Annotated in this window: 11 protein-coding genes; 4 read left to right on the forward strand and 7 right to left on the reverse strand. The window is 72.2% G+C overall.

Translation table 11 applies throughout. The annotated features are described in order from the left end of the window. Positions 1-5 precede the first annotated feature (5 nt). Both OG417_RS49220 and OG417_RS49225 read right to left on the reverse strand, forming a co-directional pair. Positions 6-1802 (reverse strand): serine/threonine-protein kinase, encoded by a 1797-nt coding sequence (locus OG417_RS49220; RefSeq protein ID WP_329245211.1) that lies wholly within the window; start codon positions 1800-1802, stop codon positions 6-8. Positions 1803-1996: 194 nt separating this feature from the next. Beyond that, the gene (locus OG417_RS49225; RefSeq protein ID WP_329245213.1) at positions 1997-2680 is read right to left on the reverse strand and encodes a TetR/AcrR family transcriptional regulator; all 684 of its coding nucleotides are present in this window, start codon (positions 2678-2680) and stop codon (positions 1997-1999) included. An 82-nt stretch (positions 2681-2762) separates the two neighbouring features. Here OG417_RS49225 and OG417_RS49230 point away from each other — a divergent pair, with 82 nt between their 5' ends. The 3 genes from OG417_RS49230 to OG417_RS49240 all read left to right on the forward strand — a co-directional run bounded on the left by OG417_RS49230 (position 2763) and on the right by OG417_RS49240 (position 7508). Further along, a complete protein-coding gene (locus OG417_RS49230) occupies positions 2763-3704 on the forward strand; it encodes an alpha/beta fold hydrolase (protein WP_329245216.1) in 942 nt (313 codons plus the stop codon). A 263-nt stretch (positions 3705-3967) separates the two neighbouring features. After that, positions 3968-4165: a hypothetical protein gene (locus OG417_RS49235; protein WP_329245219.1), complete on the forward strand. Its 198-nt coding sequence runs from the start codon at positions 3968-3970 to the stop codon at positions 4163-4165. Between the two features lie 466 nt (positions 4166-4631). Further along, positions 4632-7508, forward strand: a complete 2877-nt coding sequence (locus OG417_RS49240; RefSeq protein WP_329245222.1) for a helix-turn-helix transcriptional regulator — start codon at positions 4632-4634, stop codon at positions 7506-7508. A 13-nt stretch (positions 7509-7521) separates the two neighbouring features. On the opposite strand, the gene OG417_RS49245 is transcribed toward OG417_RS49240, so the two are convergent. Together OG417_RS49245 and OG417_RS49250 are read right to left on the reverse strand one after the other, a co-directional pair. Then, complete coding sequence (locus OG417_RS49245) at positions 7522-8040, reverse strand: DinB family protein (protein ID WP_329245224.1); 519 nt, start codon at positions 8038-8040, stop codon at positions 7522-7524. Positions 8041-8176: 136 nt separating this feature from the next. Then, positions 8177-9805: an alpha/beta fold hydrolase gene (locus tag OG417_RS49250; RefSeq protein WP_329245227.1), complete on the reverse strand. Its 1629-nt coding sequence runs from the start codon at positions 9803-9805 to the stop codon at positions 8177-8179. A gap of 400 nt (positions 9806-10205) precedes the next feature. Here OG417_RS49250 and OG417_RS49255 point away from each other — a divergent pair, with 400 nt between their 5' ends. After that, positions 10206-11321, forward strand: coding sequence for a glycosyltransferase family 4 protein (locus tag OG417_RS49255; protein WP_329245231.1), 1116 nt, complete (start codon positions 10206-10208; stop codon positions 11319-11321). 49 nt (positions 11322-11370) lie between these two features. On the opposite strand, the gene OG417_RS49260 is transcribed toward OG417_RS49255, so the two are convergent. The 3 genes from OG417_RS49260 to OG417_RS49270 form a co-directional block, all read right to left on the reverse strand. Then, a complete protein-coding gene (locus OG417_RS49260; protein ID WP_329245232.1) occupies positions 11371-11964 on the reverse strand; it encodes a hypothetical protein in 594 nt (197 codons plus the stop codon). 82 nt (positions 11965-12046) lie between these two features. Continuing rightward, the gene (locus OG417_RS49265) at positions 12047-12811 is read right to left on the reverse strand and encodes a L,D-transpeptidase (RefSeq protein WP_329245234.1); all 765 of its coding nucleotides are present in this window, start codon (positions 12809-12811) and stop codon (positions 12047-12049) included. Positions 12812-12892: 81 nt separating this feature from the next. Further along, a complete protein-coding gene (locus OG417_RS49270) occupies positions 12893-13414 on the reverse strand; it encodes a hypothetical protein (RefSeq protein WP_329245237.1) in 522 nt (173 codons plus the stop codon). Between the last annotated feature and the right edge of the window lie 31 nt (positions 13415-13445).

The raw sequence follows: 13445 nt of genomic DNA on the forward strand, positions 1-13445 counted from the left end.
TCCGCTCACGCCTTGGGCAGGCCGGCAGCGGCGGATGACGCGAGGGCCTTCGCGTCGGCGCAGAGCCGGCTCTCGGATCGCGATCCGGACACCACGAGGAAGACGATCTCGGCGGTCGTGTGCCCGCCGGTGTCGGTATAGGTGCGGTGCGTCACCTGGGCCACGCACGTGCCGTGGCCGTCGCCGCCGGGCTGGATGAAGGCGGCGTGGCCGGCGAGGCGCACCGGCGTGCCGTCGTCCGCGGTCAGCGGGCCGTTGCGGTCGAAGCGCAGCTGGACGCCGGTGCCGCCGGTGCCTTTCCAGTGGCAGTCCCAGCGGGCGAAGCCCGGGTCGGCACGGCCGGCGCCGACCCGCGACAGCGCGGCACGGGTGAGCAGCGCGCAGGCGTCCAGGCGGCCCAGCGACGCGGACGGCAGAGGCCGGGCGCGCCGTGGCATGACGCCCCGGGCCAACACCGCCGCGGCCCGGTCGGTGGCGACCGTCGCCGCCGCGCACAGGTCGATCGGGCCGGGGCCCGTGCGCTGCGCGGCGACCGCGACGACGTGCCCGTCGGCGAGCGTCAGCTCCTCGTCGCACTCACCGTCGCCGAGCGGCTCGCGGATGATGCCGACCGTCCCGCGCCGCTCGACCCGGTCGCGTGAGCCCGGCTCGGGCGCGGGGCCGTTCTCCAGCTCGACCTTGACGTCGGCGAGGTCGTCGTCGCCCCGCTGGATGAGCACGTCGCAGCGGTTGAAGTTGCCGTAGTCGGTGGACAGCTCGGTGCCGCCGAACCGCCGCAGGGACGCCGGGTCGACCAGAGCGCAGGGCTCGGCGGTACGGGGATCGCCGACCCCCGACGCGGGTGGGCCGGCCGACCGCGCCGGTGCGTCCGCGGAGGAGGAACGGCTCGCCCGGACGATCATCACGGTCGCGGCGGAGGCCAGGACGACCGTCGCCACGGCCGCGGCGACGGCGACGCGCCCCACCCGCCGGGGCTTCACCGGGCGCGGCGGCGGAACGGCATCGCCGGATTCGAGCAGGCGGCCCGCCTCGGCGGCGTCCGGCCGGTCGTCCGGATCCAGGCGCAGCATCGCCGACAGGGCGGCGCCCAGCGCTCCCGGCGCGGTGGGCGCGGCGACGTGACCGGACGCCGAGCGCCAGACGGCGGTCATCGGACCTCCGCCGTCGCCGAGCGGTGATTCGCCCTCCGCGGCGGCGAACAGGGTGGCGCCCAGCGAGAAGACGTCGGCCGCGGGAAGGGGCTTCGCGCCGCGGGCGACCTCCGGGGCGACGTACGCCGGGGTGCCACGGAACAGGCCGCTGTCGCTGACCGTCTCGTCGGCCCAGAGCGCGCGGGAGACGCCGAAGTCGGTGAGCTTGGCGTCGCCGGACTCGGTGATCAGGACGTTGGCCGGCTTCACGTCGCCGTGGACGATGCCTTGCGCGTGCACGGCGGCGAGCGCGTCGGCGAGATGGCGGCCGATCCGCGTGACCGCCTCCGGGCTGAGGACGCCGTCGGAGGCGATGACGTCGGCGAGGTCGCGCGAGGGGACGTACTCCATCACGAGCCAGGTCGCGGCGTCCTCGGTGACCAGGTCATAGAGGGTCACGACGCGCGGATGGTCGATGCCTCCGACGATGCGGGCCTCACGGGAGAGCTCGCGCAGACGCCGCTCGTCGGCGGCCGGGTGCGCGCGCTTGAGCGCCACCGGACGGTCGAGGCGCTCGTCGCGGGCGAGCCAGACGGCGCCCATCCCGCCCGAGCCGATCTGGCGCTCGACCCGGTATCGGCCCGCGACCAGCGCACCGATCCGTACCGTCACTCGTCTCACCCCACCGGGGGTCGTGGGTGCCCGCCTGTCACCGAAAGACTACGGCGCGGCGCCCCCGCATGGGGAGGGATCACCCGGACCGTTGGATTCCGGTCAGGCCGTCACCGAGCCGGCCGCGCCCGATTCCCGAGCCGTTCGCGCTGCTCGTGCGGGCCTGCGATTCCCGGCGTTTCGCATGGCGGTGTTCAGCCGATCAGGCCGACGAGCACACGGCGCGCCAGCCGCTCGAACTGGGGCTGGGGAGCGGCGAGGGCGTCCGCCTGACCCGCCAGTGCCTGCGCCAGGAGTGGATGACGTCCTGCGACGGCAGCATTGGCCAGGTAGGCGGCCTGGGCCTGTTGCCGGCCCGTGGATGAACGTTGAGCGTGCAGTTCGGCCCGCGAGAACTGTGTCACCAGTCCGTTCAACAGGCCGATGGTCTCAAGCTTGGCCTGGTCGGACAGCGACGCGGGAGCCAATGCCCGTAGCGCGTGTTCGAGGTAGTCGAGGCCGTTGGGCCCCAGTCGTAGGGGTTCGGACGGAACGTCCAGAAGCCACGGGTGGCGCAGCTGGATGGCCTGCGACTGGACGGCCAGGGCCAGGAGATCCTCGACCGGGTCACCACTGAGCCGGACGCCGAGGTCGATCTCCCCCACCATGGCATCGACCATCAGGTCCAGGATCTCGGCACGACCGGCGACGTATCGGTACAAGGAGGCCGGTCCGGTGGCCAGCTTCGTGGCCACTCGCCGCATGGACACCGCCGCCAGCCCGTCGGCGTCGGCGAGTTCGACCGCCGCTGCGGTGATCTGCGCGCGGCTGCGTTCGGGCCTGGGGCCACGCGCTCCCCGTTCGGGGCGTTCCCATACCGTCAGCGGTTCCTCGGCCACCGACCCTCCCCTGTCCCTTGTACGACCTCTCACTCTAATATTGCGAACATCGATCGCAGTAATTCGGAAGGATGTGAGGAGTGTGTCCTCGACGGAGGCATGGACCCCGGTCCGCTGGGCGGAGAACGGAAAGATCCGGTTGGCCTACGACCGACTGGCCACAGGTGGCGACGGAGAACCCCTCCTGCTGATCACAGGGCTGGGGGCCTCGCGTCGGTGGATGCCGGACGGGATGTGCGAGCGGCTGGCCGCTCAGGGCTTCGCCGTGGCCCGTTATGACCAGCGCGATGCCGGAGAGTCGACGCATCTGCCGCCGGCCGCCACCCGCAACCCCTTCGCCGCGTTGTTCGGCAAGCGCGGGGACGCCTACACCGCCGAGGACACAGCCGATGACGCGATCAGCGTCCTGGATGCTCTGGGATGGCCCTCGGCACACCTTTTCGGCCAGTCCCTCGGCGGCGCCGTCGCCCAACGCATCGCCCTGCGCCACCCCGACCGCGTCCGCACTCTGACCTCGATGTCCGCCGTCCCCGGGGACGCCGCGGGCCTGGGAACACTCCGCTACCTGCGAATGGGCACCCTTGCCAGGTTCACCCGCGTGAAGTTCCCCGACACGCCGGAAGGCGCCGTCGAGGCCGGCCTCGCCGTCGCTCGTATCTGCGCCTCACCCGGCTATCCGTTCGACGAACGGAAGGCACGCGAGACGGCCGAACGCATCGCCGACGCCGGCATCCACGACCCGGGAGCGCAGAGCCGCCAGATCGGCGCGCAGTGGAGCGGCCCCTCGATCGACTCGATCACCGTGCCCACGCTGGTGCTGCACGGCGACGGCGACCCCCTGATCCGGCTCAGTGCCGCCCGCAAGACGGCGGCACGCATCCCCGGCGCGCGTCTGATCGTCCTGCCCGGCGTCGGACACGAGATCCCCAGGCCCGTGTGGAACGAGATCGCCGTCCAGATCCGCGAGCTGGCGGATACCTCATCCGAGCAGCGAGGTCGCAACGGGGAGACCGCCGGCCACTGACGCGCCACAGGGGCTTCGCGGCCTCGGTGGAGAAAGGCGCATCGCGCCGGAGCATGCCCGACTCTCGACCAGAGCGGTCGGGGTCCCGGCGGCGGCTGTGGCCCTACGGTGAGGGCCGTTCGCGCTGCTTGGACGGGCAACCGATTCCCGACCCATCGGCCGTTATGGGTGACAGTGCTGGTGCGAGTTGCTTAACTAATGACCGATCTTGTCGTGAATCGCCGCCCGGTCCCAGGTCGGCGCCCACTCCGCGGAGGTGGTTGATGCGAGCCGGACCGCCCCTGATCGTGGCGTGGTTGATCATTGGCGGGCTCGCCGCGGGACAGCGCCACTACTACTCCCACTTCGACGCCAGCTGCGGCAGGTTCGCCACCATCGGCGTCACGATCATCTCCGGCCCGCTCAACTACGCCGGCCTCAACCCGTGGGTGGCCTGCAAGGTTCCGCAGCCCAGCCGGTGACGCCGCCCGGCCGTCCCACGATCGGCCCGCAGCGCACCGGAAGCGCGTCCTGAGCGGCTCGGAGGCCCTGGGCGCGCCGTTCCGACCCACCCGGCCAAGCTGTATACGAAATCCGTAACCTGCCCAGGTGGCTGATACGGAACTGCCCATAGAAACGAACAATTCAAGTGTGTCCTCGTCCCGGAGGCCCGCGCCGCGGACGTCCGGCCCACTGAGCCCGGCTGGGGGCGGCGGCTCAGCGGTCCGGAAGACGTGACCGGCGGCCCGACGTCGCCGCGGACCCGGCGAGGATACGGGCCGGCGGAGCCTCAGCACCGTTTCGGGGGGGTGTGCTGAGGCCCGCCGGCCGGACCCGCCCCGGCCCACTCCCGTGGCCCCGGGCTCCGGGACCGCCCGCACGACCGGCGCACACCCACCCACGCCGGACCGTCTCATAGGGGCCCTGACCAGGTAGGTTGTAAGTCTGGTGGCTGATGGACCCACGGCGGCGAGCATCCCGCCGCATGCCTTCGATGCTCAGACCGGAGTCGACCTCGAACGCTCGTCGCGGCGCGGCTGGCGTGGCCGCGGCCGGGAGTGGCAGGCCGTCGCGGCCGCGATCGAGGCCGCCCAGCACAGCCGGGGCGGCGTGCTTCTCGTCGAGGGCCAGTCCGGCATGGGCAAGAGCCGGTTGCTCTGCGACGCCGTCGAGGCGGCGGCCACCCGCGGATTCATGCTCGCGCACGGCGCGGCGGACGAGCCGAGCCGGCTCGCGCCGCTCGTCCCGTTGATGACCGCCCTCGGGGAGTCCCCGCAGACGTTGCGCGAGGGCCTGGACGCCGGCGTGGAAACGGCCGACCTGCGGCTGCGGCTGCTCGATCGGTTGCAGAACCGCCTGGAGGAGCGCGTGGCGCGCGGCCCGTTCCTGATCGCGCTGGACGACCTGCAGTGGGCCGACCCGACGACCCTGCTCGCGCTCCGGTCGATCGTTCCCGAGCTGGCCTCCTACCCGCTGGTGTGGATCCTGGCACGGACGACGGGGATCGCCGCGTCCGGCGCCGACCGGGTGTTCGAGATCCTGGCGCGGGACGGAGCCGTCCGCATCGCCCTGGAGCCGCTGAGCGAACAGGCGGTGGCCGAGGTGATCGGCGACCTGCTCGGCGCGGCGCCCGGACCCGACCTGCTCGCGATGACGGCGGCGGCCGGCGGTAACCCGTTCCTGCTGGTGGAGCTGTTGCGCGGCCTCTACGACGAGCATGCGGTGCGGGCCGCCGACGGCCGGCTGACGCTGGTCTCGCGACAGTTGCCCCGGCGAATGCAGGAGATCGCGCGCAGCCGGCTGGGCCGGCTGTCCCCGCACACCCGGCACCTGCTCCAGGTCGCCGCCGTACTGGGGCGTTCCTTCCGCGTGGACGACCTGGCCGAGATGTTCGACGAGCCGCCCAGCCGCCTGCTGCCCGCGCTGGAGGAGGCGGAGTCGGAGGCCGTGGTGGCCGCCGCGGGCGACCAGCTGACGTTCCGGCACGAACTGGTCTGGCAGGCCGTGACCGAGACCGTCACCGTGCCGGTCCGCCACGCGCTGCACCGGCAGGCCGCGGAGATGCTGCTGAGACGCGGCGGCTCGGCCATCCCGGCCGCCGCTCACCTCATGCACTACGCCCGGCCCGGCGACGCCCACGCGCTGAAGGGGCTCGACCAGGCCGTACGCGAGGTGCTGCCGTCCTCCCCGCAGAGCGCCGCCGACCTCGCCGTACGGGCCCTCGAACTGACCGCGCCCGGCGATCCGGACCGCGTCGACCGTACGGTGACGGCCGTCTACGCGCTGACGACCTGCGGGCGGCTGCCCGAGGCCGCCGACTTCGCCCGTACCGCGATGGGCCAGGCCGATCACCCCGGGCAGGCCGCGCGGCTGCGGTCCGAGCTGGCGTACGCCCTGCTGCTGGCCGGCCGGCCGGCGGACGCGGTGCGCGAGGCCGAGAAGGCGCTCGCCCAGCCGGACCTGACCGGCGACAAGCGCGGCCTGGCCGAGCAGGTCTTCCTGCGCGCCCTGTACGCCACCCACGACTTCCGGCGGGGGCGGGAACTGGCCGAGGAGATCATCGACTCCGGCCGGCAACACAGCCGCGCCGCCCGGGTGGGCGCGCGGATGCTGTTCTCCTACCTCGCCTGGGGCGACGGCCACGCCGCCGAGGGGATCAGCCACGTACGCGAGGCGGTGCGCATCGCGCCCCGCGACGACGTCGACGCACGGCGCGTGCACCCACGCCTGCACCTGGCCACCCTGCTCACCGAGATGCGGAGGCTGGATGAGGCCGAGACGCAGCTCAGCCAGGTCACCGAGGAGATCACCGAGTTCGGGCAGGCCGCGTACGCGGCCACGCCCGCGATCTTCCGGGCCCGGCTGCGGCTCGCTCAGGGGCGGCTCGACGACGCCGCGGCGGAGGCGCAGGCGGGACTGGCGATCGCCGACCAGATGGGCACGCACGCGTTCGTGCTGCTGGGGCACGCGGTGCTGATCTCCGTCGCCGTACGGCGCGGGGACCTCGACGCCGCCGCCGGTCACCTTCAGCGGTACGAGGAGCGGTTCCGGGCGGGCGCGAGGTTCGGGCTGGCCTGGGGCCGGTGGGCCGTGGCGACGCTCGACGAGGCGCGCGACGGCCCGGCCAGGGCCTTCGAGACGCTCCGTCCCATCTGCGCCGACCCGGCCGAACGACGCTGGCTGCTGATGTCCGAGCCCGACGCCGCCGCCTGGCTGGCGCGTACCGCGCTCGCCGCCGGGGACCGGCCCTCCGCCGAGGCCGTCACCGTGACGGCCGAGCAGCTCGCCCGCGAGAACACCGGTTTTCCCGCGCTGGCGGCCTCGGCCGCGCACGCCCGTGGCATCCTGCGCGGCGACCGGGTGACGCTGGCTCATGCCGCGGCGTCCCATCCCTGCCCGTGGGGACGTGCCTCGGCCGCGGAGGATCTCGGCGTCCTTCTCGCCAGGTCCCGAGGGGTGCACGACGGCGCGCCGATCGAGGCCCTGGACCGGGCGCTGGAGGGCTACCAGCGGCTCGGCGCGCTGCGCGACGCCGCCCGGATCCGGGCCCGGCTGCGCCGGCTGGGCGTACGGCGGCGCCACTGGACCCAGTCCGAGCGTCCGGTCTCCGGCTGGTCGAGCCTGACCGAGACCGAGCGGAACGTCGCCGCCCTGGCCGCGCAGGGCCTGACCAACCCGCAGGTCGCGACGCAGATGTTCGTCTCACCGCACACGGTGAAGTTCCACCTGCGCCAGGTGTTCCGCAAGCTGGGGATCGCCTCGCGGGTCGAGCTGGCCCGGCTGGCCACCGAGCACGCCTCGGAGCCCCCGCGTTCCGAGGCCTGACGCCCGGTCGTGATCAGCCCATGGTCTTGGCCCCGTCGAGGGACTCGCGGATGATGTCGGCGTGGCCGGAGTGCTGCGCGGTCTCGGCCAGGATGTGGATCAGCACGCGGCGCGCCGACCAGCGCTCGCCCGGCTTGAACCAGGGCGCCTCCGGCAGCGGGCGTGAGACGCCCAGGTCGGGCAGGCCCCGTACGATCTCCTCGGTGCGGCGGGCGGCCTCCTCGTAGCCGGCCAGCACGTCCGCGAGGGTCTCCCCCGCCGACATGCGGAAATGCTCCTCCCAGTTCCCACCACCCGTGGCGACGGTGTCGGTACCGTCGACGACGAAGTCCATCCAGGCGTTCTCGACCACTGTGACGTGCTTGATCAGCCCGCCGAGGCACAGCTCGCTCGCCGTCGTACGGCGCCCTGCCTGCTCGTCGGTCAGGTCGCGCACGGTGTGGCGCAGGAAGAACCGCTGCGTGGCCAGGGCCTCCAGCAGGGTCTCGGCCTCAGCGGTCGCGGTCGTGGCGGTCTCGTGCGTGGTGGTCATGTCCTCGCTCCTTCTCTCTCGGCGGTCACGAATGACACTAGGGACGATTGCGGCCGGTTTCCGTCCTCAATGACCGCCGCCGCGAAAAGAGGCCCCCGGGTTCGCCGGGGGCCTCGTTCGCGTGGCGTTCGGTCCGCTACCGCGTCTTGCCGCTGCTGGTGGCGGCGGGCGGCGTCGGGTCGCCGAGCTGCGAGACGTGCACCGTGTCGGTCTTCGGCAGGGTGCCGTTCAGGAAGTAGGCGTCGAAATAGGAGTCGACGCCACCGGGGCGCAGGTCGCCGCGGTGGACGATGCAGTGCGTACGGTCACCGTCCTGGACCACCAGGTGCGAACCCCGGAGGATCTTGTGCAGCTCCAGCGCGCCCGCGTACGGCGTGGCCGCGTCGTCGGTGGCCTGGAACATCAGGATGTTGTTCGGCAGGTTCTTGCTCTGGCCGACCTTGACCGGCGTGCCGGCCTTGGCGCCCCAGAACATGCACGGCGCGTTGAACCAGACGTTGCTCCAGGTCAGGAACGGGTTGTTCCGGTTGACGCGGACGGCGTCGGCGTGCCACTTGGCCCAGCTCTTCGGCCACTGCGTGTCGGTGCACTGGACGGCGTTGTAGACGGCGAAGGTGTTGTCGTCGCTGCCGCCGGTGGTCGGGGCGCCGAACGTCCCGGCGAAGGTCGCGACGTCACCGGCCTTGTAGGCCGACAGCGCCGCCGCGTACGAGTGCCAGACCGCCTGGCTGCGGCGGTAGGCCGCGTTCTGGATGTTGTCCACCAGCTCGTCCTCGCCGACCGCGACGGTCTTGCCGCCGGAGGTGTACGTCAGCGGGTGCGCGGCCAGCTTGTCCTGGAGGGAGTAGTAGTAGCTCCGGACGGCGGCCTGGGTGGTGCCGAGGTGGTAGGTGGAGTCGTACTTGGCGATCCAGCCGAAGTAGTAGTCCATGTTCTTGTTGAACGCGACGTCCTGGGTGAGCTGGGCGTCGTACCAGACGTTCTTCGGCGTCACGTTGCCGTCGAGGACCATGCGGCCGACGTTCTGGCCGAAGACCGTGGCGTAGACCTGGCCGAGGTAGGTGCCGTAGGAGGCGCCGTAGTAGTCGAGCTTCTTGTGGCCCAGCGCCTGGCGGATCGTGTCCATGTCGCGGACCGAGTCGATCGTCTTGATGTGGTCGAGCAGGTCGACCTTGGCACCGCTGCCGAACTTGCGCGTGCACGCGTCGGCGTAGTCCTTGGACTTCTCCAGCCAGGCGGCGTCGTCCTGGCGGCCGCCCGTGCCGTACTCCGGCCGCGGGGCGTCGCTGTAGTCGACGTCGCAGCTCAGCTTGGGCGTGCTGAACCCGACACCGCGCGGGTCGAAGCCGATGACGTTGTACGCCGCCTGCATCGGGGCGGAGTTGCGCGCGTAGACGCTCGCGCCGAACAGCGCGCCCTCGCCGCCCGGGCCACCCGGGTTGACCAGGATGTCGCCCTTGGCGGCGCCCGAGCCCTGGTGCGGCAGGCGGGTCAGCTCAAGGGTGATCTTCTGCCCGTCCGGGTGGGCGTAGTCCAGCGGCACCTGGAGCTCGGCACACTGAATGATCTTCGACACCTGGACGGGGCCTGCGCTGTCGTAGGCCTTGGCGCCGTTGACGATGTCCGCCCGGCAGGTGTGCCAGGCGAGGCTCGCCGGGTGGAACGCCCCCGACGTTCCCGTGGTCGCGGACGCGCTTGTGGCGCCGAGGCCGAGGCCGGTGAGGCCCAGCCCGGCCGTCGCGGCCACGGCAAGAAGCTTCTTCACGAAACCCCCTTACAGGTCGGGCTACGTTTCGCCCGAAATGGTGAACAAGGGGTGATTGTCGCGAGACCCCATGGTCGACTGAAGACAACGGTGCAGATGGTTGCCGAATCGTGACAAATTACCCAATCCGGTACAGCACCGTCGAGAGCCGTAATTTCGCATCAGATCGTACGTTTCCCCTGTTGAGTCTCAGTAACCCCAGAAATATGCCGAGACACGGAGATAACGGAGTTATCGCAGGACTCTCGCGTGGTGGGGGACGGGCACATCTCGGCCACCTCGGCGGATGAGGCGACGAAGGTCCGCGGTCAGGAGATCACCGACGACGTTTCCGCAATGTTTCCCGGCACGGTGCCGCGGCGCGGTCACGCCGTAGCGCGACACGGTCACGCTCACGGCCGTGAGGATCGCGATTGTCACTGAGTCGTTCCTGCCCCACGTCAACGGCGTGACCAACTCCGTCTGCCGGGTCCTGGAGCACCTGGCCCGCCGCGGGCACGAGGCGCTCGTGGTCGCGCCGGGCCCGGGCCCGGACGTCCGCGACGACCGGCTGCGGCTGACGGCCGGGGTGCCCCTCCCCTTCTACCGCTCGTTCGTCGTCGGCCTGCCCAGCCGGCACGTGACACCGGCGCTGCGCGACTTCCGGCCCGACGTCGTGCATCTCGCCTCGCCGCTGATGCTCGGCACCTCCGGCGTCGCGGCCGCCCGCCGGCTCGGCGTGCCGGCCGTGGCCGTGTTCCAGACCGATCTCGTCGGGTTCGCCCGGCGGTACGGCCTGCGCGGCGCCGACTCGCTCGTGTGGGCCTGGCTCCGGCACATCTACGAGCGGGCCGACCGTACGCTGGCGCCCTCCCGGCCGACACTGGACGAGCTGCGCAAACGCGGGTTCCCCCGGCTGGCGCTGTGGGCCCGCGGAGTCGATGACCAGCGTTTCCATCCCCGGCACCGGTCGACGGAGCTGCGCGAGCACCTGGCGCCCCGCGGCGAGGCGCTCGTCGGATACGTCGGGCGGCTCGCCACCGAGAAGCGCCCGTGGCTGCTCGCGCACCTGGCCGATCTGGCCGGCGTACGTCTCGTCGTCGTCGGGGACGGCCCGGCCCGGCGGCGGCTGGAGCGGCTGCTGCCCGAGGCGATCTTCACCGGCTTCCGCACCGGCCAGGAGCTGGCGAAGCTGACCGCGTCCCTGGACGTGTTCGTGCACACCGGCGCCGACGAGACCTTCGGCCAGGCGGTGCAGGAGGCACTCGCCGCGGGTGTGCCGGTCGTCGCGCCCGCCTCGGGCGGCCCGCTGGACCTCGTACGGCCGGGGCACAACGGCCTCCTCTACCCGCCCGACGACCCCGCCGCGATGCGTGCCGCAGTCGCGACACTGGCGTCCGACGCCGCCCTGCGGGCCCGGATGGGCGCTCACGCGCGGCTGTCCGTGCACGGCCGCGGCTGGGCCGGCGTCTGCGACGAGCTGATCGGCCACTACCAGGCGGTCCTCGGAGCGACGCCGGCCGAGCACGCGGCCTGACTCCGGCGGATGGCGATTCCGGAGCAGGGCCCGCGCGTCATGGCGCCGGTCAGAGTCCCGGCATGAGGCCAAGAGCGGTCAGCACGGCCGGCACGGCGACCAGGAGGGCGCCCAGCAGCACGGGCGCGCCCACGACGCCGAGCACCGCGACACCTCTGCGCAGCCCCTGACGCCGCTGGTAGGAGACCGTCAGGATCCCGTAGCCGGCGGCGAGCGACAGGAAGAAGAGCACGTAGGCGACGCTGCGGACGGTGAGCTGGTCGGTGCTGCCCATCAGGCCCAGGCCGATGCCGACCGCCTCGACCACGCTGCCCAGCACGTACAGGGTGAGCAGCGCGAACGCCCCCCACAACAGCACGCCCAAGCGCTCCGGGGACAGGAGCCGCGAGCGCCTGGCGATCGACAGCAGGGCCACCGCCGCCCCCAGCACCTTCAGCCCGACGACGAGCCAGTTCATCACGGCGATCCCGGACACGTATCCGGCGTACGGACCGTCGGCGAAGCGGTCCGTGATCTCGAAGGCGACGTTGACGACGGCGAACCCGAGGCAGAGCAGGGCCACCAGAGCGCCCGTCACGACGACACCGGCGCCGGGGCGCGCGCGTGGGTCGCGGCGATCGGTTACGGAAGCGGTCAGAGCCATGCCTAACAGTGAATTCGGCCCCGGCGACCGTGTCCTCCCCCGCGTGGGGGAGTTCGGTGACCGGGGCCGCTCCGGAGGGGGATCAGGCGGAGATCTGGACGGGAGTGCCGAGCGGCAGCATCTTCGCCAGCTTCGTGATCATCGTGTTGCTGATGCGGACGCACCCGTGGCTGACCGAGGTGCCCAGCAGCTCGGGCCGGTTGGTGCCGTGAATGCCGATGACCGGGTCATGGCCGTTGAACTGGGTGAGCGCCGTCGACTGCCCGGACAGCCCGTACGCGTACGGGCCGTAGTCGCCCTTCGGGTTCGGCGGCTGGAGGAGTTCGGTGAGGTAGTAGGCGCCGCCGGGCGTCGGGGTGTCGGACTTGCCGATCGCCGCCGGGGTGCTGATCAGCACCTTCTTGCCCTGGTAGAGCTTGAGGCGGTGGGCCGACCGGAGCACCTGGATCCAGTAGCCGGTCTTGGCGGTGCGGACCTCGCGGGTGGGAATCCAGCCGGTGCTGCCGTTCGGCTGCACCGGGAGGAAGGCGTGCAGCCATCCGGGCTTGCTGTCCATCACGAGGAACACGCGCGGTGCGCCGTCGGGGTTCGGGCTGTGCAGCTTCATGCTCGGCGACGCGTCGCCGGCCTGCTGGTAGATATCGACCGTCGCGTTCCGCGCGGTGGCGATCGTGCTGGGGCCGTTCCCGAAGTCGTACGACGCCGTGGTCGGCTTGACCTTCGGGGCGCCGCCGGACGGAGCGCCGCTCGCCGCCTTGTGATCGGAACCACCGCAGCCGGCCAGGGTGAGGCTCAGCACGACGCCGGACGCCACGACGGCCGCTCGCGTTCCCGGGCTGAATGACATCGATTCCTGCTCCTCGATGACGTCGGTGACGCGGCCGGCCCGGGAACGCCGTCGCTCCCGGGCCGGCCTCTTCGATCTTCGTCAGCCGGTGAACTGCGGCTGGGCCTTGACGGGAGTCGCGGGACGCGCCTCGCCGCTCGGCGGGGTGACGGGCTTGGGGGCCTCGCTGGTCTTGGTCGGCTTCGGGGACGGCTTGGGCTTCTCCGACGGCGGGGCCGAAGGCCTGGTGCCCTTGCAGTGCTGCTTGAGCAGGCCGATCGCACCGTGCCGCTGCCAGACCGGCAGGTTCCGCCGATCGGGTCGGTAGGCGGTGACGATCACCTTGGTGGCGTGCGTCGGGAGCAGCACGGTGCCGCGGGCGGGCACGCTGATCTTGCCCTGGCTGTGGCCGCCCTTGTTGTCGGCCCATGTGGCGGGCACGGAGCCCCAGCCGTTGGGGTTGCTGAGCAGCCAGGTCGCCTGGCCGTCCTTGCCGCAGAGCGAGCGGAGCCGGAGAGAGGGGTCGCTGTCGCTACAGGCCCAGGCGGGAGCGGCGGCCATCGTGGTGACGGCGACGGCCGCGGCGGCTCCGGCCAGAGTCAGACTCGCCTTTTTCAGGCGCATGGGAGAAATCCTCCTGCCAAGGAGTGGATTG

It is taken from the genome of Actinoallomurus sp. NBC_01490, from assembly GCF_036227085.1.
GTDB lineage: Bacteria > Actinomycetota > Actinomycetes > Streptosporangiales > Streptosporangiaceae > Actinoallomurus > Actinoallomurus oryzae.